The sequence below is a fragment of the Streptomyces fulvoviolaceus genome (assembly GCF_000718165.1).
GTDB classification, from domain to species: domain Bacteria; phylum Actinomycetota; class Actinomycetes; order Streptomycetales; family Streptomycetaceae; genus Streptomyces; species Streptomyces fulvoviolaceus.
The window spans coordinates 1-17,682 of sequence record NZ_JOEY01000051.1; the positions used below are offsets into that span (position 1 = coordinate 1).

Sequence of the window (17,682 nt, forward strand, 5' to 3'; positions counted from 1 at the left end):
GGCGTCGGTGATGATGCCGGAGCCGATGCGCAGCGCGAGGCGGGCGGCGATCTCCTTGCCCTCCGCGGAGGACGGCACCAGCACGGCGGCCGGGGACACGGCCTCGTACGCGGCCTGCAGCGCGTCGACCTTGGGGACGACCAGGTAGTCGGCGTACTCGGCGGCCTCATGGGTCAGGACCTTGACCGCGCCGTGCTCGCCGAGGACGGCGGCGGTGTCGGCGGCACCGGCACCCAGCGCGAGCGCGACCGGCTCGCCGATGCGGCGGGCCAGGGTCAGCAGCTCCAGGGTGGGCTTGCGGACGGCACCGTCCACGTGATCGACGTAGACGAGAACTTCAGCCATGGGAATGCTCTCCTGCGTGTTGCGAAGTCTGAAGGGGCGGTAAGCGGGTGGGCCTCAGATGAACTTCTGGCCCGCGAGGAACTCGGCGAGCTGCTTGCCGCCCTCGCCCTCGTCCTTGACGATCGTGCCGGCGGTACGGGCCGGACGCTCGGTCGCGGAGTCGACCGTGGTGTAGGCGCCCTCGAGACCGACTTCCTCGGCCTCCAGGTCCAGGTCCGACAGGTCCCAGGCCTCGACCGGCTTCTTCTTCGCGGCCATGATGCCCTTGAAGGAGGGGTAACGCGCCTCGCCCGACTGGTCGGTGACGGACACGACGGCCGGGAGCGAGGCTTCGAGCTGCTCGGAAGCGGCGTCGCCGTCGCGGCGGCCCTTGACGGTGCCGTCCTCGACCGAGACCTCGGACAGCAGCGTCACCTGCGGCACGCCCAGGCGCTCGGCGAGCAGCGCGGGCACGATGCCGGCGGTGCCGTCGGTGGACGCCATGCCGGAGATCACCAGGTCGTAGCCGGCCTTCTCGATCGCCTTCGCCAGCACCAGCGACCCATCGAGAGAGCCTTGCGCAGCGCGTCCTTGGCGTCCTCGGGACCCACGGTGAGAACGGTCACCTCGACGTCGTCGTCGGAGTTCTCCGAGATCTGCAGGGCCTGCTCGACCGCGTACTCGTCCAGCTCGGAGAGCAGACCGTCCACGTCGTCCCGGTCGACGGTCAGGTCATCGGCGAAGTGCCGGTCGCCAGTGGCGGCTGCCTACTTGCAGGCAGCATAGGCGCCCCAAGCGGCCGATCCCGGGCGGGGCGGTCTGCGCTCCACCCGGAATATTACTCGTCAGTACACCCAGTTCGTTCCCGCTAAGCAAGCGCTTTGAACTGTGACCTTTGCAACGCAGCGTAATCGGAACTCGACCGCCCCGCAGAAGAGGGGTTGAGCGGATCACTCCCGCAGGCCGTTGAACCGCCCTTGGTGGTACAGCAGTGGACGGCCGGGCCCCGCGGGGTCGCCCATTTCGACCTCTGCCAGCACGATGCGGTGGTCCCCGGCGGGCACGCGGGCGACGACCCGGCAGACCAGCCAGGCGAGGACGTCGTCGAGAACCGGAACACCTTCGGGGCCCTGGCGCCAGGAGGTGGGCGCGCCGAAGCGGTCGGCGCCGCTGCGGGCGAAGGTGGCGGCCAGCTCCTGCTGGTGCTCGCCGAGTATGTGCACGCCGACGCGGTCGGCCCCGGCTATCGCGGGCCAGCTGGAGGCCCCGGTGCCGATGCCGAAGGAGAGCATCGGGGGCTCGGCGGAGACCGAGGTGAGGGAGGTGGCGGTGAAGCCGACCGGTCCCGCGTCGCCTCGGGCCGTGATCACGGCCACCCCTGCCGCGTGCCGCCGGAAGACGGAGCGCAGCAGGTCGGGTGAGGCGAGTCGGGGAGTGCCGAGGTCGGGCGTGGCCGTCATGCGGGTGTCCTTCTGCGAGGAGGGGCGAGCTGGACCGTGGCTGCTCAAGAGCCCGGACAGCGCGCGCTCGCCGTGCGGGCGAGGTCCACATGGACCCGCCCGAAGAGAAGGAGTTCCGAAGGCATACGGTCAGGCTGACGATAGGTGGTGCGCACAGTCAAGTACGTTCCGGCATATGGGAGATGCCTCACCGTCGGTACGTCAGACGTCAAACCGCCTCCCCCAGCGCCGCTATGACATCCTCCTTGCGCGGCTGGCCCGTTGCGCGCCGGACGACTCTGCCGTCGGCGTCGAGCACCAGCACGGTCGGGGTCTTGAGGATGTCGAGTTCACGGACGAGGTCGAGGTGGTCCTCGGCGTCGATCTCGACGTGGGTCACGCCGGGGACCATGCCGGCGATGTCGCCGAGCACCCGTCGGGTCGCCCGGCAGGGAGCGCAGAAGGCGCTGGAGAACTGCACGAGTGTGGCGCGCTCGCCGAGTTGCTCGCCCAGCTCGGCCGCGCCGAGCCGCTTGCCGTCGTCGCGCCCGCGCACCCGTACCCTCCCGCTCCGCCGCTGATGCAGCACTCCGTACACGCTCGCCACCGCGAGCACCGCCACGCACACCACAAGTCCGGTCATCACCTGCACCAGCATTCATCAGACTGCAAAGATTCCCGTGTCCCCGATCTCTTTCCGTTGGGGAATGCTTGATCCATGGACATTGATGTGAGGGGGCCGCGCTTCGGGGCGGCCGTGACGACCGTCGTGCTGGCGGTCGTGCTGATCACGGGCAGCGTCTGGCTGCTGGCATGGCAGACCCTGGCGTTCGCGCTGGGCGCGGCGGGCGGAGTCGGCCGTTCCCCGTACGGCTGGCTGTTCCGGAAGGTCGTTCGTCCCCGGATCGGGCCGCCGACCGAGTTCGAGGCGCCCGAACCGCCGCGGTTCGCACAGGCGGTGGGACTGCTCTTCGCGGGCGTGGGCCTCGTCGGCTTCGCGCTGGGCCCGGAGTGGCTGGGGCTCGCCGCCACCGGGGCCGCGCTCGCCGCCGCCTTCCTGAACTCCGCGTTCGGGTACTGCCTGGGCTGCGAGATGTACCTGCTCGTGCGGCGCGTGACGGTACGCGCGGAGTAAAGGCAGCTTAAAAGCCCGAGGTGGATCACTGGGTGGACGTGACGAGAATCTCGCAGAGGACAGGCACGAGGACTGGCTCCCCGTCCGTTCTTGGGGCACGATCTGCGAGATGCCGTAAACCTACGGCTGCGTAACTTTCCGCCTGGAGTTCCCTTCCCAGGCAGAGCAGGAAGGGCCCACCCCGTCCATGGCAGAGCTTGTCTACCGTCCCGTCGTTGGTCTCGCACAGGCGTTGTTCAAGGCGTGGGACCTGAAGATCGACTGCAAGGGTTCGGAGAACATCCCGCGCTCGGGCGGTGCCGTGCTGGTGAGCAACCACATCGGCTACCTCGACTTCATCTTCGACGGACTGGCGGCGCTCCCGCAGAAACGTCTCGTTCGTTTCATGGCGAAGGAGTCCGTCTTCCGTCACAAGGTCTCCGGTCCGCTGATGCGCGGGATGAAGCACATCCCGGTCGACCGCAAGCAGGGCGAGGCGGCGTACAACCACGCCCTGGAGTCACTGCGGTCCGGTGAGATCGTCGGGGTCTTCCCCGAGGCGACTATCTCGCAGTCGTTCACCCTCAAGACCTTCAAGTCGGGTGCCGCGCGCATGGCCCAGGAAGCGGGCGTGCCGCTGATCCCGATGGCCCTGTGGGGCACGCAGCGGCTGTGGACCAAGGGCCACCCGCGCAACTTCAAGCGCAGCCACATCCCGATCACCATCCGCGTCGGCGAGGCCATCGAGGCCTCGCGCGACAAGTACGCGGGCGCGATCACCCGCCAGGTGCGCGAGCGGGTCAACGAGCTCCTGGAAGCGGCACAGCGCGCCTACCCCGTACACCCCAAGGGCCCGGACGACACCTGGTGGATGCCGGCCCATCTCGGGGGTACGGCGCCTACGCCGGAGCAGGTTCGCGAGGCTGAGGCGCATTAGGCACCGCCGGGGGTCGTTGTTCGGCTGCGGCGCCGTCGTGGCTGGTCGCGCCCACGCGAGGGTAGCCGCATATCAATACAGCCCCGCGCCCCTTGGGGGCGTTGGCGAAGCCCGCTATTAGTGCACCGTGATGTGCACTCCCGGGCTGAACTTCTCCAGCAGCTCGGCCAGTTCGGCGGCCGCCTTCTCGACGTCGGTGACCGGCATCGGTGCCAGGCTCTCCAGAAGGAAGATGCCGGAGACGGTCCGCTCGGTGAGCCGGGTGCGTGGCCCCTGGCGCCAGTTCCAGCGCCGGCAGGTCACACCCGCCTCGTCGCGCCACACCACTTCGCCGGTGTCGGGGTGTTCGATGGCCTCCTCCCCACCGGCGACGGTCACGAAGTCCTCGTCACCGGTGGCCCGCACGAGGCGCATGCCACCCTGGATGTGGTCGATGTCCTCCCCGCCGACAGGGATCAGGTGGGCGACGCTGATGGCGTTGTAGAGGTCGACCAGCAGGTTGATCCGGGGCAACCCCGCCTCCGTCAGCGCTCTCTTGGCCAGCGCTTCCGCCGAGTTGCGGGTACGCGACGGCTTCGACCCGAACGCCGTGTAGACCTCCCGCCACGCGGCCATGTGCGGGTCCTCGTGCGGGGCGCGCCCGTCCAGTCGTACGGCGAGACGGCGGGCCGCGTCGTCGAGGAGCGCCGAACTGGCGTCGGTGCTGGGTCCGTTGACGAGCCCGTGCGCCTCGATCGCCACGTGCGTGAAACCGGGGGCGAGGGCGTGCACCTCGTCGGACACGGTCAGGGAGAAGGTCATCGCCTGCCTCAGAGTGCGGTGGGGAGCGTCTTCCAGAGGTACGGCCGGTCGGGGGCAGCCTGGAGGACGCTCAGGACGGTCGGGTGTGGTTCAGCGTACAGCACCGGATAGTCCATCTCATTGGACTCAGGGTCGGGCACGAAGGCCAGCCGCTCGCCGTCGAGAGAGAACCGGGCATCCACGCCCGGTTTGTTGCCGCGGGGATCCTGGCGATGCCAGGCACCGTTGAACCGCACGGCGACCAGACCGTGCACCACGTCGAACTGCTGATAGCAGAAGGCGGTCGGGATGTCCTCGGCCCGCAGCAGGGCAGCCAGAGCGTGGGCCTTGGCGTAGCAGATTCCGGTGCCCTGCTCCAGGACGTCGGAAGCTCGCCAGGTGACACGCAGATCACCCGAGTCCTGTGAGTGCGGGATCGTGTCGCGCACGAACTCAAACGCCAGCTGTGCATAGGCATACGAGTCCGCGGCCTTCTTGGCGAGGCGCGCAGCCGCGTCACGGACGATCGGATGGTCATGGTCGATCGCCTCGTCGGCGGCCAAGTAAGCGGACAGGTCGGGGGTGTTCTGGATCAGCTCCATGCCCGCAGAGCATAGGAATGCGATCACCCGAACGTCAATTACTTTTCAGGTGACCGCATATCTATGCACCATGTTCTAGCGCGCCATCTCCTCCTTGAGCGCCGCCACGAACGCGTCCACGTCCTCCTCGGTCGTGTCGAAGGCGCACATCCAGCGGACGTCGCCCGCGGCCTCGTCCCAGAAGTAGAAGCGGAACCGCTGCTGCAGGCGCTCGCTCACGTCGTGCGGCAGCCGCGCGAAGACCGCGTTGGCCTGCACGGGGTAGAGGATCTCCACGCCGTGCACGGCTCGGACGCCCTCCGCCAGTCGCTGGGCCATCTCGTTCGAGTGGCGGGCGTTGCGCAGCCACAGGTCCTTCGCGAGCAGGGCCTCCAACTGCACCGAGACGAAGCGCATCTTGGAGGCGAGCTGCATGGACAGCTTGCGCAGGTGCTTCATGTGGCTGACGGCGTCCTGGTTGATGACGACGACCGCCTCGCCGAACAGCGCGCCGTTCTTCGTCCCGCCGAGGGAGAGGATGTCGACGCCGACGGCGTTGGTGAAGGTCCGCATCGGGACGTTCAGGGACGCGGCCGCGTTGGATATCCGGGAACCGTCCAGGTGCACCTTCATGCCGCGCGCGTGGGCGTGGTCGCAGATCGCGCGGATCTCGTCCGGTGTGTAGAGGGTGCCGAGCTCCGTGCTCTGGGTGATCGAGACGACCTGCGGCATCGCGCGGTGCTCGTCCTCCCAGCCCCACGCCTGCCTGTCGATCAGCTCGGGCGTGAGCTTGCCGTCGGGGGTGGGCACGGTGAGCAGCTTGAGGCCGCCCATGCGCTCGGGGGCGCCGCCCTCGTCGACGTTGATGTGCGCGCTCTCGGCGCAGATCACCGCGCCCCAGCGGTCGGTGACCGCCTGGAGCGCGACGACGTTGGCGCCGGTGCCGTTGAAGACCGGGAAGGCCTCCGCCGTAGCACCGAAGTGACCGCGGATGACGCGCTGGAGGTTCTCCGTGTAGACGTCCTCGCCGTACGCGACCTGGTGCCCGCCGTTGGCCACGGCCAGGGCGGCGAGCACCTCCGGGTGGACCCCGGCGTAGTTGTCGCTGGCGAAGCCCCTGCTGTCCGGGTCGTGATGGCGCCGGGCGTCGGTCTTCGGAGGGTTCACGGCTTCTCGGTCAGCCACAGACGGTTTCCGTTCACTTCTGCGGCGGGCTTCTCCCAGACGCCGGCGATGGCCCGGGCCAGGTCCTTGACGTCGGTGAAGCCCGCGAACTTCGCGTTGGGGCGTTCGGCGCGCATGGCGTCGTGCACCAGTGCCTTCACCACCAGGATGGTGGCGGCCGAGGTGAGCTCCTCACCGCCCCCGGCCTTGCGGAAGAAGTCGGCCATGGCGAGGGTCCAGGCCTCCGCGGCGGCCTTGGCGGCGGCGTAGGCGGCGTTGCCCGCGGAGGGCTTGGTCGCGCCCGCGGCGCTGATCAGGACGTACCGGCCGCGCTCGCTGCGCTGCAGCGCCTCGGAGAAGGCGAGGGAGGTGTGCTGCACGGTGCGGATGAGCAGCAGCTCCAGGAAGTCCCAGTCGTCGAGGCTCGTCTTGATGAAGGTCTCACTGCCGCGCCAGCCGCCGACGAGGTGGACCACTCCGTCGACGCGGCCGAACTCCTTCTCGATGTGCTCGGCCCAGTCCCGGGTGGAGTCCAGGTCCAGCAGGTCGACGGGCTCACCGGTGACGGTGGCACCGCCCGACGCGTACCGGGCCGCGTCCACGGCCTCCGCGAGCCGCTCGGGATCGTTGTCCGCTGCGACGACGGTCGCGCCCGCCTCGGCGAGCCGGACCAGTGTCGCGCGCCCGGCGGGTCCGCCCGCGCCGGCCACCGCGATCACCGCACCACTGAGAGCTCCGTTCCCCGCCATGATCTTCGCCTCCTGAGCCATGTTCTCGGTGCCGTGGTCGCTCACGCGGCCACTCGCTCGGCATTCTCCGCCGTGATCCCCTTGGTCGAGGCGATCACGCTCTTCAGCTTCTTGGAGAGTGCCTCATAGAACATGCTCAGCGGAAACTCGTCCGGAAGCACGTCATCGACGAGCTTTCGCGGCGGCTGGGTCAGATCGAGGGCGTCGGGACCCTTGGCCCACTTGGAGCCCGGGTGCGGGGCGAGGTAGGTGGAGACCAGCTCGTATCCGGCGAACCAGTGGACGAGCTTGGGGCGGTCGATACCGTCGCGGTACAGCTCCTCGATGTCGGCGCACAGCTGGTTGGTGACCTGGGGCGCGCGCTGCCAGTCGATGAAGAGCTTGTTGTCGGTCCAGCGGACGACGTCGTGCTTGTGCAGGTAGGCGAAGAGGAGCTGGCCGCCGAGGCCGTCGTAGTTGCGCACGCGCTCGCCGGTGACCGGGAAGCGGAACATACGGTCGAACAGCACGGCGTACTGCACGTCACGGGCCTGCGGGATGCCGTCGGCCTGCAGCTTCACGGCCTCCCTGAAGGCGGTGAGGTCGCAGCGGAGCTCTTCGAGGCCGTACATCCAGAACGGCTGACGCTGCTTGATCATGAACGGGTCGAAAGGCAGGTCGCCGTGGCTGTGGGTGCGGTCGTGGACCATGTCCCACAGCACGAAGGCCTCCTCGCAGCGCTTCTGGTCGTGGACCATGGCGGCGATGTCCTCGGGCAACTCAAGACCCAGGATGTCGACGGCGGAGGCGGTCACCCGGCGGAAGCGGGCGGCCTCGCGGTCGCAGAAGATGCCACCCCAGCTGAAGCGCTCCGGGGCCTCGCGTACGGCGATCGTCTCGGGGAAGAGCACGGCGGAGTTGGTGTCGTAACCGGCCGTGAAGTCCTCGAACGTGATGCCGCAGAACAGCGGGTTGTCGTAGCGCGTGCGCTCCAGCTCGGCCAGCCACTCGGGCCACACCATGCGCAGCACGACCGCTTCGAGGTTGCGGTCGGGGTTGCCGTTCTGCGTGTACATCGGGAAGACGACCAGGTGCTGGAGGCCGTTGGCACGGTTCGCGGCGGGCTGGAAGGCCAGCAGCGAGTCGAGGAAGTCCGGCACCCGGAATCCGTCGGCGGCCCAGCGGTGCAGGTCCTTGATGAGGGCCTCGTGGTAGGCGCGGTCGTGCGGGAGCAGCCCTGACAGCTCCTCGACGGCGGCGGCGACCCGTCGGACGGCGAACTCGGCGGCGGCCGGGTCCGGGGCGCCGTCGGTCTCGAAGTCGATCGACCCGTCCTTGGACTGCCATGGCCGGATCTGCTCCACGGCATCCTTGAGCACGGGCCACGCCGGGTGTTCCACCACCCTGGTCGCGGGAGGAACCTGCTCCTCCGAAGCCGCCTGCACAAGAATTTCCGTCATGTCCCATCCTCCACTGCAGAACCTCGTGTATGGACACCGTATGCATACGAGCTTCCTCCCAGCAAGGGGAGACTCGGGAGATTATCCTGCCCACACCAATGGAAACAGATGTTTTTCCCGTCTGATACCGGGTAGGCGATTACTTCGACTGCGAGCCTTCGGCAGCGGGACCACCGCCCGCGGTCAATCCCCGCAGGACTCGCCCACGCCCGGGTGACCGCTCCCGCCGGTACAGGCCAGGTCCGGCCCTTTCGTCGCCCGATCCGCCGCGCAGACACGGGTCCATCGCGGTGCGTGGCCATTAGGCTGCGGCTCTGCCCGCGCGACCGTCCGCTCCGGTCGCGCGCGGAGCCGAGCCGCCGTCGACGGAAGCGAGTTGAACCTTGAACTTCCTTACCATCGGTCACCGCGGGGTCATGGGTGTCGAGCCCGAGAACACCCTCCGTTCCTTCGTCGCCGCCCAGCAGGCCGGCCTCGACCAGATCGAACTCGATCTGCACCTCAGCAAGGACGGCGCCCTCGTCGTCATGCACGACACCGACGTGGACCGCACGACCGACGGCACGGGACCGATCGCCGAGAAGACGCTCGAAGAGCTGCGCGCCCTGGACGCGGGCCGCGGGGAGCGGATCCCGGTGTTCGAGGAGGTCCTGGACGCCGTGAAGTCACCCCTCCAGGCCGAGATCAAGGACATCGCGGCGGCCCGGGCGCTGGCCGAGGTGATGCACAAGCGGGACCTGATCTCCCGGGTCGAGGTGTCCTCGTTCCACGACGAGGCGATCGCCGAGATCGCCCGGCTGGTGCCCGGCGTACGGACCGCGCTGATCGGCAGCCGGTTCGGCACCGACATCGTGGACCGCGCGGTGGAGGCCGGTGCCGGGACCGTCTGCCTGAACATCCGCCGGCTGACCCTGGAGATCGTGGAGCAGGCCCGCAAGGCGGACCTGAAGATCATCGGCTGGGTGGTGAACACGCAGGATCACCTGCGACTCGTACGAGCCCTGGGGCTGGACGGCGCGACCACCGACTACCCGGAGATCAAGCGCACCGGCCGCTTCACGGCGTAACGATTATGCGAGTTCCCTGACTATCCGAGTTCCTTGATCAGCAGCTCGAACTGCAAGTCGGCGCGCTGCGGAACGCCGAAGCGCTCGTCGCCGTACGGGAACGGGGTCATCCTTCCCGTACGGCGGTAGCCTCGGCGCTCGTACCAGGCGATGAGGTCGTCGCGCACGGAGATCACCGTCATGTGCATCTCCATGGTGCCCCAGGTCTCGCGGGCCGCCCGCTCCGCCTCCGCGATGATCACCTTGCCGAGGCCGCCGCCCTGGAGCGTGGGGCTCACCGCGAACATCCCGAAGTAGGCGTGGGTGCCACGGTGTTCGAGCTGGCAGCAGGCGACGACGACGCCGTCCCGCTCGACCGTGAGCAGCCGGCTGTCGGGCGACTTGATGACGTCGAGCACGCCCTGCGGGTCGGTGCGCTGTCCCTCCAGGATGTCCGCCTCGGTGGTCCACCCGGCCCGGCTGGCGTCGCCGCGGTACGCCGACTCGATCAGCGCGACCAGGGCGTCCACGTCGGCGTCGATGGCATCGCGGAAGGTCAGTCCGGAGGCGGTGGTGTCCATGGAGCGGTTCTCCGATCTCGGGCGCGGCTCGGGCACCGACGAGCGTAACGCCCCCACTAGGCTCCGCTGCATGGTGCACGTACTGAGCAGCCGCATCCTGCTCCACCCCGTCGATCCCGAGCGGTCCCGCGTCTTCTACGGCGAGCAGCTGGGCCTCGCCGTCTACCGCGAGTTCGGTACCGGGCCGGAGCGCGGCACCGTCTACTTCCTCGGCGGCGGCTTCCTGGAGGTATCCGGGCGGTCCGAGGTCCCGCCGTCCCCGGCCGTGCGGCTGTGGATGCAGGTCGAGGACGTGGCCGCCGCGCACGAGGAGCTGCGGGCGAAGGGGGTCGAGATCGTGCGGCCGCCGGTGAAGGAGCCCTGGGGGCTGGTCGAGATGTGGATCACCGATCCGGACGGGACGCGGATCGTGCTGGTGGAGGTGCCGGCGGAGCATCCGATCCGGTACCGACCCGGGATCTGAGCTCGTTCCAGGTACACAGGGCCGTCCGATGGCCGCGCCGACGGACCGGGGCTAGCGTGCGAAGAGGACGCTCGCGTCGGCAGGAAGGCCGTGACGCCATGAAATTCGACAAGCCGGTGGCCAATGGGCCCTGCTGGGTCGAGGTGGGAACGCCCGATCCGGCGGCGGCCGAGCGTTTCTACGGAGACCTCTTCGGCTGGCGGGCGGAGACGGACTCGCGGGAGGAGATGGGCGGCTACACGATCGCGTACCTGGGCCATCTCCCGGTCGCCGGGCTCGTCCCGCTGGGCGAGGAGTCGCAGCCGGTCGCCTGGTTCGTGACGTTCGCGGTGTCGGACGTCGACGCCACCGTGGAGAAGGTCAAGTCGGCAGGCGGGTCCGTGGTGTTCGAGCCCGGGGACGTCCCGGACATGGGGCGCTTCGCGTCCGTCGCCGATCCGCAGGGCGCCGGATTCCATCTGTGGCAGGCGCGGGGCTTCGAGGGCGCCGGGCTGCTCAACGCCGCCGGCTCGCTGGGCTGGGTGGAGCTGCTGAGCCGGACGCCCGAACGGGCCCTCGACTTCTACACCACGGTGTTCGGCTGGAGCGTCAACGCCTCGGAGCACTACACGCACTGGGGCATCGACGGCACGGACTTCGGCGGCATGGTGCGGATGGACGACAAGTTCCCGCCCGAGGTGCCGCCGCACTGGCTGCCGTACTTCGCGGTGGCGGACGTGGACGCGACCGCGGCCACGGCGACCGACGCGGGCGGCAGCGTCCTCATGGAGCCCACCTCCGTGCCGGACGGGCCCCGGATCGCGGTGCTGCGGGATCCCCAGGGCGCGGTCTTCGGGGTGTACCTGGAGGGTGCGGAGGGCTGAGCCGCGGCTTGCGTTGAAGTGCGCTCCAGCGCCTAGCGTCGTACGCACGAACTGCCCGGAGGGGGAACTGATCGTGCGGTACACACTGTTCGGCAAGACCGGTCTGCGCGTGAGCGAGCTGAGCCTCGGCGCGATGGTCATGGGCGACGACCCCGCCCACGGCTCCGACAAGGAGACCAGCGCCAAGCTGCTCGACGCCTACGCCGACGCGGGCGGCAACTTCGTCGACACGGCGGACATCTACTCGGGCGGCGATTCGGAGCGGATCCTCGGCGAACTGCTGGACGGGCGGCGCGAGGAGTTCGTGCTGGCCAGCAAGTACACGTGCGGGACCCGCAAGGGGGACGTCAACGCGGCCGGCAACCACCGCAAGAACCTGGTGCAGTCGGTGGAGGCGAGCCTGGAGCGGCTGTGCACCGACCGGCTCGACATCCTGTGGGTACACGCCCGCGACAACTTCACCCCGGTCGACGAGGTGATGCGGGCGCTCGACGACCTCGTCCGCACGGGCAAGGTGCTCTACGTCGGTGTCTCGGACTGGCCCGCGTGGGAGATCGCACAGGCCAACACCCTTGCGGAGCTGAGGGGTTGGACCGCGTTCGCCGGTTCGCAGCTGCGCTACAACCTGCTGGAGCGGACGCCGGAGCGCGAACTGCTGCCGCAGGCCCGGGCGTTCGGCCAGGCGGTGCTGGCGTGGGCGCCCCTGGCGGCCGGGAAGCTCACCGGCAAGTACCGCCGGGGCGAGTCGGGCCGGCTGGACTCCTGGGGCGACAAGCCGAGCCCGCAGGAGGAGGACGTCATCACCGCCGTCCTGGAGATCGCCGAGCAGGGCGGTTGGAGCCCGGCCCAGGTGGCGCTGGCCTGGCTGCTGGGCCGGCCCGGCAACGTCGTCCCGATCGTCGCGGCCACCAAGGAGCACCAGCTCGCCGACAACCTCGGCAGCGTCGACGTCCGCCTCGATGCCGACGCCGTCGCCCGCCTCGACGAGGTGAGCGCGGTGCCGCTCGGCTTCCCGCACGACTTCGTACGGGAGCCGGCCGTCGTCCAGACCATCTACGGCGACCGCTGGGCGGACATCGACGACCGGCGCTCCGGCTACCGCCGTACGGCCACCGAGGTTCTCTAGCGCCCGGGAATGCCGTCAGGCCAGTGGTGTCACCGTCACGCGGTCGATGACGGGGGCGTACGGGGAGCGCTGCCCGTACTCGTTCCTGGTGGTGCCGTCGAAGTCGGGGAGTTCGTCGGCGGTGAAGGTGACGGTGTTGGTGCCCTGACGCAGGGTGACGGGGACGGCCAGCTGCCAGAAGTTGTTGAAGTGGAAGGTGGTGGGGAACAGGACGCGGTGCGGGGCGTCCCCGTTGACGGCGATGTCCGCGTGGCGGCAGACGGGGTCCGGGTTGTAGTGCGTGCCGGGCGGCTGCTCGCCGTTGGCGTAGCGGATCGTCAGCGCGTGGCGTCCGGCGCGGTCCGCCGTCACCGTCAGGGTGAGGGCGTTCTCGGGTCCGCCGCCGACGCCGTCCACCGCCTTGCCACTCGTGGCGTACGGGTATCCGGTCACCTTCGCCACGCCGGTGAGGGCGCCTTCCGCGGCGGCGTACGCCGTGGTGGGCAGCAGGCCGCGCGAGGGGCCGACCCGCAGCCGGTCCACGATCAGGCGTTCCGACGTCCCGGTGACCGCGATCTTGTTGATGCCGCCGGCCAGGAAGAGCGGGACAGGGCCGCGCCCGATGCGTCCGATCTCCTCGCCGTTGACGGTGAGCAGGCCTTCGCCGGGCCCGAGCAGGTCGATGGTCACCGAGGCCTCGCCGTCGGCGTCCGCGTGCGCCCAGAAGGTGACGGTGCCGCCCCGCGGGAGCACGGCGACACCGGGGCCGGAGGCGCCGCGGTGGGCGTGGCTGACACGGGTTCCGGCGCCGAGATCCGCGAACTCGGCGTCGTACACCGCGGTTTGGTCGGTGTCGCGCAGGACGAGGTCCAGCTTGTCCACGACGGCGTCGCCCTTGGTGACGCCGAGGTCCGGGTCCTGGGCCGCGAGTGTGATCCGGTGCCGTCCGGCGGTCAGCTCCACCCGGGTGTCGGTGTGACCCCAGACCGCCCACTTGTAGCCGAGCGGGAGCCGCAGTTCGCGTGGGGCCTCCCCGTCGACGCGCAGGAAGACGTTGGTGGGGCCCTGCTCGCGCACCAGATCGGCCTGGTTGTGGGAGTTCGCGAACACGCTGACGTCGTACGTCCCGGCCTCGGGGACCTCGACGTCGAAGGCGAGCACTCCGTCGGAGCCGGTGCGCAGACCGCCCACGTGGTAGCCACCGGAGGTCGCGAACTTCTCGACGTCGGAGGGCGATCCCTCGGGCCCGTTCTTCGAGTGGCCGCCGCCGGTGTACGTCGCGTCCTCGGCCTCGTACGTCCGCTGCCAACGGACCGAGGGCGGCATGGGCGCGGCGGCGTTGTCGCCGGGCGAGAGAATCACCTGGTACGCGGACATCTCGTCGAGGTCTGTCAGAGGCAACGTCACCGTGCCCTGGAGCAGGGGGAGTTCGTAGTCCAGGACCCTCAACGGTTGGGCACACGCCCCGACTTGCCCCGTCCAGGGAATCTCCTGCACCCGGACGTGGACCGTCGCGCCGAACACCTCCGCGTCGACCCCCTCGAAGACGACGTCCGCCGCGCCGCCCGCACCGCCCAGCAGGGCCCGCGCCTGCCGCTTCTCCCTGTCCAGGGTGGCGACCCCCTGCAGCGTGTACTGCACGTTGGGATGCGGCGCGACGACCCGCACGGTGTTCCCGGTCAGCTGCCCGTAGGCGTTGAACAGCCACCACTGGCCGTTGGCCTTGTTGGCCTCCACGGCCGAGTCGTTGAGGTTGCCCGCGATGTTCCAGTAGGCGATGTCGGCGTCGACCTTCGACTCCTCGATCGCGGAGATCCACTGGATCATCTGGCCCGGCACGGACACGTGGTAGTTGTGCGCGTACTCGTTGATGTTGACCGGCAGCGGGCCGATGCCCAACTCCCGTTCCAGCTCCCGGTACTTGGCGATGTTGGTGCGCACCTCGGCGGGCGAGGACAGCTCGTGCCAGGTCATCACGTCGGGCAGCACGTCGCGGGCCTTGGCGAACTCCAGGAAGCCCCTGACCTCGGGGTACAGGATGCAGGTGTTGGGGCCGGCGACGCGGGCGTCGGGGTCGAGGTCCTTGATGAGGTCGTACGCCGCTTTCCAGGCCGCGAAGTAGTGCCCCGGTTCGGTGCGCCAGGAGGTGCGGTCGTAGCTCCACTCCCCCTCGCCGAACATGTTGCCCTCGGGCTCGTTGAACGGGACGTACACGACGTGGGACTTCAACGCACCCAGCGTCAGGACGTGTTCGACCTGGCGGCGGACGACCTCGAGGAACCCGGCGAGCCGTTCCTCGCCGGTGGCGCCGGGCCATTCGTAGGGGAAACCGCGGTAGAAGTCGGGCAGGTAGACGTAGACGTCCTTGCCGCCCGCCGCGACGAAGGGCGGCAGGATCTCCAGGGCGTCGCCGCCGGGGTGCTGGGTGCCGTCCTGGGCCTTGGTGGTGACCGTGCGCGGGTACATGCCCTCGACGAGGGTGCGGCTGGGCACGCCGTCGCCGTAGAGGCCGTAGAGCGTGCCGCTCGCACCGCCGTGGAAGGGGCCGGTCTCGGTGCCGAGGTCGATGGTGAGCTTCTCGGGACCGGGAGCTTCGGCTGCCACGACATCCACCCTTCGTTCGAAATTCCGTACGCCAGTCGATGATCCGAACCGGCCTGGTCGAACGTAGGAAGAACGCGTGTTCCCCGTCAACAGGTGGACGGCTCCGAAACTTCCGAAACCGCAGCTCGCGGGGTCAGACCCGGAGCACTCCGAGGCGGCCCTCCAACTGGCCCAGCAGCTCGCCGAGCAGCGTGGAGAGTTCGTCCTGCCCCTGCGGGGACAGACCGGACAGGACGACGGTCTCGTACGCCAGTTGCTCGGGCAGGATCCCGTCGACCAGCTCGCGCCCGGCGTCCGTGAGGCGCACATGGGCGACGCGGCGGTCGCGGGTGTCGCCGCGGCGCTCGACCAGGCCGCGCTCGGTCAGCTGCTTGAGGCGCTTGGTGACCGCGGCGCCCGAGGAGAAGGTCTCGCGGGCCAGGTCGCCGGGGGTCAACTCGTGGCCGGTGCGGCGGAGCGCGCCGAGCAGGTCGAACTCGGGGCGGCTGAGCCCGGCCCGGCGCAGCGGGGCGTCCTCGGCCTGCTGGAGGAGGGCAGCGCAGCGGTTGATGCGGCCGATGATCTCCATGGGGCCGGTGTCGAGGCCGGGGTGGACTGCCTGCCACTGCCGGACGACCGCGGCGAGCGTGTCGTTCCTCGTCACGCCGGGCGTGCTCCCCGGGTTGCCTGCCGTCATGGCCGTACGCCCTCCGTCGTCGTGTCCGTGCGCCGGTCCGGGTGCAGACCCTGGCGCCGTACCGTCGCGGCGAGCGTACGGTGTCCGGCCTGCTCGGCGCGCACGACCCTCTCGTGGGGCAGGGCACGCTGCCACCACTCGCCGGACGCGGCCTCGACAGTGGCCCGCAGGTCGACCAGAGCGGCGGCGAGAGAGCGCCGGGCGGATTCCAGGGCGCCGGGCACGGGATGTGCCTCGGCCAGGAGCCGGGCGGCGCCTTCCCGGGAGCGGTCCACGGCGTCCACCGCGTGCTCGACGCGGTCGCCCGCGCGCCGGTTGGTGACGGCGACGGCGGCGACGAACCCGACCAGCGCACCCACCAGGGTGTCGACGAGCCGCTCGGTGATCAGCCGCCCGGGCTCCTGGAATCCGGTGAACTCGGTGATGAGCAGCGCCATCGGCGTCACACAGACGCTGCCGAGCCAGTAGTTGCGGCTGATCAGTACCTCGGCGCCGAAGTTGAAGGCGAGGCAGCACAGGACCAGGGCGGCCGGGCCGAGGTGGGCGAGCGGGACGACGGCGGCGAAGAGGAGGACGCCGGCGAGGTTGCCGACGACCCGCTGGACGCCGCGGCTCCAGGTGAGGGTGACGTTGGCCTGGTAGAGCGAGGCGGCGGTGACCAGGGCCCAGTAGGGGCGGCCGATACCGAGGGCCAGGGAGGCGTAGCCGGCGAGTGCGCAGCCGAGTGCGGTGCGCATCGCGATCGGGGTGAGCGGGCCGAGCCTGCTCCACCAGGGGCGTGCGGGCGCGGTGAGTTCGGCGTCCACGCCGAGGAGTTCGTCGGCGTCCGCCGAGAGGTGACCGGTCTGCGGGACCGGTCCGGCGCCGCGCAGTTCCCGGGCCCAGGTGCGCAGGCTGTTCGGGTCGGTATCGGCGGGTGCGGCGAGCGCGACCTCGGCGCGGACGACGAGCCGTTCGAGGGCACGCCGGGGCTCGGTGCGGGCGCCAGCGGACAGCAGGGTCTGCCAGGCGGCCTGTACGGCGGCGGCCGCGGCGGCACGGGCCCGGGCGTGTCCGTCGCCGGTGCCGCGGGTCTCGGCGTACGCGGCGGTGGCGTTCAGCGCCTGCGCGGTGGCCCTCCGTTCCGGGCCGTGCGGGCGGAGCAGGCCGGGTGCCATGCCGATGAGCCAGGCCCAGGCGCCCGCCGCGAGGGCCAGGGCCAGGTGGCCGGGAACCTGACCGAGGGTCTGGGGCGCGAACAGGGAGGCGGAGCTGATGAAGGTGAGGATGACATTGCCGGGCGGGCCGATCCTGGTGGCGTCGCACAGCACCTTCTGCACGGCGGCGAGCAGGGCACCGACGGTGACCAGCACGACGGCACTCTGCGTGAGCGAGGCCGCGACCAGCGCGACGGCGAGGCCCGCGACCATACCGAGGACCACCCAGGACAGGGCGCGGGCCCGGGCGGCGTACGGACGGTTGTGGGCGTAGAGCGCGCACAGGGACCCGGCCATCGTGTACATCGCCAGGTCGAGGCGGCCGAGCGCCAGCAGCGTCAGGTTGGGCGGTGCGACCGCGACGACCACGCTCAGGGCGGGCTTGAACCAGATGTCGGACGGCCTGCCGACGCGCAGCACGCCGGTCAGCGGGAGACGGCGGCGGAGCGGGGTGTCGGAGGTGGGGGGCGCACTGCTCATGAGTCATGAGTTTAGCAGGTGTTTTACTCGTAAACCGTTGCTGCTGACCTGCTGTGCTCCATCGCACGCCCCGCGTACACCCTTGCGCTCGATTGCGCTCGATTGCGCGCCGTACGGCGCGGGCATCCCTTGACCGACCGT

17 protein-coding genes and 2 pseudogenes are annotated in these 17,682 nt (G+C 70.1%); 6 read left to right on the top strand and 13 right to left on the bottom strand.

Annotated elements, in window-relative coordinates:
- The 4 genes and pseudogenes from IG08_RS0141760 to IG08_RS0141775 form a co-directional block, all read right to left on the bottom strand.
- A pseudogene (locus IG08_RS0141760) lies at positions 1 to 345 on the bottom strand (electron transfer flavoprotein subunit alpha/FixB family protein); the annotation flags it as partial.
- Between the two features lie 54 nt (positions 346 to 399).
- Positions 400 to 1,055 (bottom strand): annotated as a pseudogene (locus IG08_RS54925) (electron transfer flavoprotein subunit beta/FixA family protein).
- A 219-nt stretch (positions 1,056 to 1,274) separates the two neighbouring features.
- Entirely contained in the window at positions 1,275 to 1,784 is a 510-nt protein-coding gene (locus IG08_RS0141770) for a flavin reductase family protein (RefSeq protein WP_030615894.1), read from the bottom strand.
- Between the two features lie 208 nt (positions 1,785 to 1,992).
- Complete coding sequence (locus tag IG08_RS0141775) at positions 1,993 to 2,406, bottom strand: TlpA family protein disulfide reductase (protein ID WP_030615898.1); 414 nt, start codon at positions 2,404 to 2,406, stop codon at positions 1,993 to 1,995.
- Between the two features lie 75 nt (positions 2,407 to 2,481).
- On the opposite strand from IG08_RS0141775, the gene IG08_RS0141780 reads away from it, so the two are divergent.
- Positions 2,482 to 2,898: a DUF4395 domain-containing protein gene (locus IG08_RS0141780; RefSeq protein WP_030615901.1), complete on the top strand. Its 417-nt coding sequence runs from the start codon at positions 2,482 to 2,484 to the stop codon at positions 2,896 to 2,898.
- Positions 2,899 to 3,085: 187 nt separating this feature from the next.
- The gene (locus IG08_RS0141785; RefSeq protein ID WP_030615902.1) at positions 3,086 to 3,814 is read left to right on the top strand and encodes a lysophospholipid acyltransferase family protein; all 729 of its coding nucleotides are present in this window, start codon (positions 3,086 to 3,088) and stop codon (positions 3,812 to 3,814) included.
- A gap of 117 nt (positions 3,815 to 3,931) precedes the next feature.
- Here the strand turns inward: IG08_RS0141785 and IG08_RS0141790 are convergent, their stop codons facing one another.
- From IG08_RS0141790 to IG08_RS0141810, 5 genes are all read right to left on the bottom strand, one after another.
- Positions 3,932 to 4,615: a B3/B4 domain-containing protein gene (locus tag IG08_RS0141790; RefSeq protein WP_030615905.1), complete on the bottom strand. Its 684-nt coding sequence runs from the start codon at positions 4,613 to 4,615 to the stop codon at positions 3,932 to 3,934.
- 8 nt (positions 4,616 to 4,623) lie between these two features.
- On the bottom strand, positions 4,624 to 5,196 hold the full coding sequence (locus tag IG08_RS0141795) for a transglutaminase domain-containing protein (protein WP_030615908.1): 573 nt from the start codon (positions 5,194 to 5,196) through the stop codon (positions 4,624 to 4,626).
- Positions 5,197 to 5,271: 75 nt separating this feature from the next.
- On the bottom strand, positions 5,272 to 6,342 hold the full coding sequence (locus IG08_RS0141800) for a threonine aldolase family protein (protein ID WP_030615912.1): 1,071 nt from the start codon (positions 6,340 to 6,342) through the stop codon (positions 5,272 to 5,274).
- Complete coding sequence (locus IG08_RS0141805) at positions 6,339 to 7,088, bottom strand: SDR family NAD(P)-dependent oxidoreductase (RefSeq protein WP_043456525.1); 750 nt, start codon at positions 7,086 to 7,088, stop codon at positions 6,339 to 6,341. Before IG08_RS0141805 ends, IG08_RS0141800 begins: the two co-directional genes overlap by 4 nt.
- Before the next feature lie 41 nt (positions 7,089 to 7,129).
- Positions 7,130 to 8,527 carry a DUF6421 family protein gene (locus tag IG08_RS0141810; protein ID WP_030615917.1) on the bottom strand — a complete coding sequence of 466 codons (1,398 nt, stop codon included), beginning with the start codon at positions 8,525 to 8,527 and terminating at the stop codon, positions 7,130 to 7,132.
- 383 nt (positions 8,528 to 8,910) lie between these two features.
- On the opposite strand from IG08_RS0141810, the gene IG08_RS0141815 reads away from it, so the two are divergent.
- Positions 8,911 to 9,594 carry a glycerophosphodiester phosphodiesterase gene (locus IG08_RS0141815; protein WP_030615921.1) on the top strand — a complete coding sequence of 228 codons (684 nt, stop codon included), beginning with the start codon at positions 8,911 to 8,913 and terminating at the stop codon, positions 9,592 to 9,594.
- A 20-nt stretch (positions 9,595 to 9,614) separates the two neighbouring features.
- On the opposite strand, the gene IG08_RS0141820 is transcribed toward IG08_RS0141815, so the two are convergent.
- Positions 9,615 to 10,154: a GNAT family N-acetyltransferase gene (locus IG08_RS0141820; RefSeq protein ID WP_030615923.1), complete on the bottom strand. Its 540-nt coding sequence runs from the start codon at positions 10,152 to 10,154 to the stop codon at positions 9,615 to 9,617.
- 70 nt (positions 10,155 to 10,224) lie between these two features.
- On the opposite strand from IG08_RS0141820, the gene IG08_RS0141825 reads away from it, so the two are divergent.
- The 3 genes from IG08_RS0141825 to IG08_RS0141835 all read left to right on the top strand — a co-directional run bounded on the left by IG08_RS0141825 (position 10,225) and on the right by IG08_RS0141835 (position 12,606).
- Positions 10,225 to 10,617 (top strand): VOC family protein, encoded by a 393-nt coding sequence (locus IG08_RS0141825; protein WP_030615928.1) that lies wholly within the window; start codon positions 10,225 to 10,227, stop codon positions 10,615 to 10,617.
- A gap of 98 nt (positions 10,618 to 10,715) precedes the next feature.
- Positions 10,716 to 11,480, top strand: a complete 765-nt coding sequence (locus IG08_RS0141830) for a VOC family protein (protein WP_030615933.1) — start codon at positions 10,716 to 10,718, stop codon at positions 11,478 to 11,480.
- Positions 11,481 to 11,553: 73 nt separating this feature from the next.
- Positions 11,554 to 12,606 (top strand): aldo/keto reductase, encoded by a 1,053-nt coding sequence (locus tag IG08_RS0141835; protein ID WP_030615936.1) that lies wholly within the window; start codon positions 11,554 to 11,556, stop codon positions 12,604 to 12,606.
- Between the two features lie 15 nt (positions 12,607 to 12,621).
- On the opposite strand, the gene IG08_RS0141840 is transcribed toward IG08_RS0141835, so the two are convergent.
- From IG08_RS0141840 to IG08_RS0141850, 3 genes are all read right to left on the bottom strand, one after another.
- Positions 12,622 to 15,189 carry a carbohydrate-binding protein gene (locus tag IG08_RS0141840; protein ID WP_030615939.1) on the bottom strand — a complete coding sequence of 856 codons (2,568 nt, stop codon included), beginning with the start codon at positions 15,187 to 15,189 and terminating at the stop codon, positions 12,622 to 12,624.
- 133 nt (positions 15,190 to 15,322) lie between these two features.
- A complete protein-coding gene (locus IG08_RS0141845; protein WP_030615944.1) occupies positions 15,323 to 15,865 on the bottom strand; it encodes a MarR family winged helix-turn-helix transcriptional regulator in 543 nt (180 codons plus the stop codon).
- Complete coding sequence (locus IG08_RS0141850) at positions 15,862 to 17,541, bottom strand: FUSC family protein (RefSeq protein WP_030615947.1); 1,680 nt, start codon at positions 17,539 to 17,541, stop codon at positions 15,862 to 15,864. The genes IG08_RS0141845 and IG08_RS0141850 overlap by 4 nt, the downstream gene beginning before the upstream one ends.
- Positions 17,542 to 17,682 lie beyond the last annotated feature (141 nt).

Coding starts and splice junctions, on each gene's coding strand:
- IG08_RS0141770 (WP_030615894.1), bottom strand. CDS start 1,784: ATGACGGCCACGCCCGACCTCGGCACTCCCCGACTCGCCTCACCCGAC.
- IG08_RS0141775 (WP_030615898.1), bottom strand. CDS start 2,406: ATGACCGGACTTGTGGTGTGCGTGGCGGTGCTCGCGGTGGCGAGCGTG.
- IG08_RS0141780 (WP_030615901.1), top strand. CDS start 2,482: ATGGACATTGATGTGAGGGGGCCGCGCTTCGGGGCGGCCGTGACGACC.
- IG08_RS0141785 (WP_030615902.1), top strand. CDS start 3,086: ATGGCAGAGCTTGTCTACCGTCCCGTCGTTGGTCTCGCACAGGCGTTG.
- IG08_RS0141790 (WP_030615905.1), bottom strand. CDS start 4,615: ATGACCTTCTCCCTGACCGTGTCCGACGAGGTGCACGCCCTCGCCCCC.
- IG08_RS0141795 (WP_030615908.1), bottom strand. CDS start 5,196: ATGGAGCTGATCCAGAACACCCCCGACCTGTCCGCTTACTTGGCCGCC.
- IG08_RS0141805 (WP_043456525.1), bottom strand. CDS start 7,088: ATGGCGGGGAACGGAGCTCTCAGTGGTGCGGTGATCGCGGTGGCCGGC.
- IG08_RS0141810 (WP_030615917.1), bottom strand. CDS start 8,527: ATGACGGAAATTCTTGTGCAGGCGGCTTCGGAGGAGCAGGTTCCTCCC.
- IG08_RS0141820 (WP_030615923.1), bottom strand. CDS start 10,154: ATGGACACCACCGCCTCCGGACTGACCTTCCGCGATGCCATCGACGCC.
- IG08_RS0141825 (WP_030615928.1), top strand. CDS start 10,225: ATGGTGCACGTACTGAGCAGCCGCATCCTGCTCCACCCCGTCGATCCC.
- IG08_RS0141830 (WP_030615933.1), top strand. CDS start 10,716: ATGAAATTCGACAAGCCGGTGGCCAATGGGCCCTGCTGGGTCGAGGTG.
- IG08_RS0141845 (WP_030615944.1), bottom strand. CDS start 15,865: ATGACGGCAGGCAACCCGGGGAGCACGCCCGGCGTGACGAGGAACGAC.
- IG08_RS0141850 (WP_030615947.1), bottom strand. CDS start 17,541: ATGAGCAGTGCGCCCCCCACCTCCGACACCCCGCTCCGCCGCCGTCTC.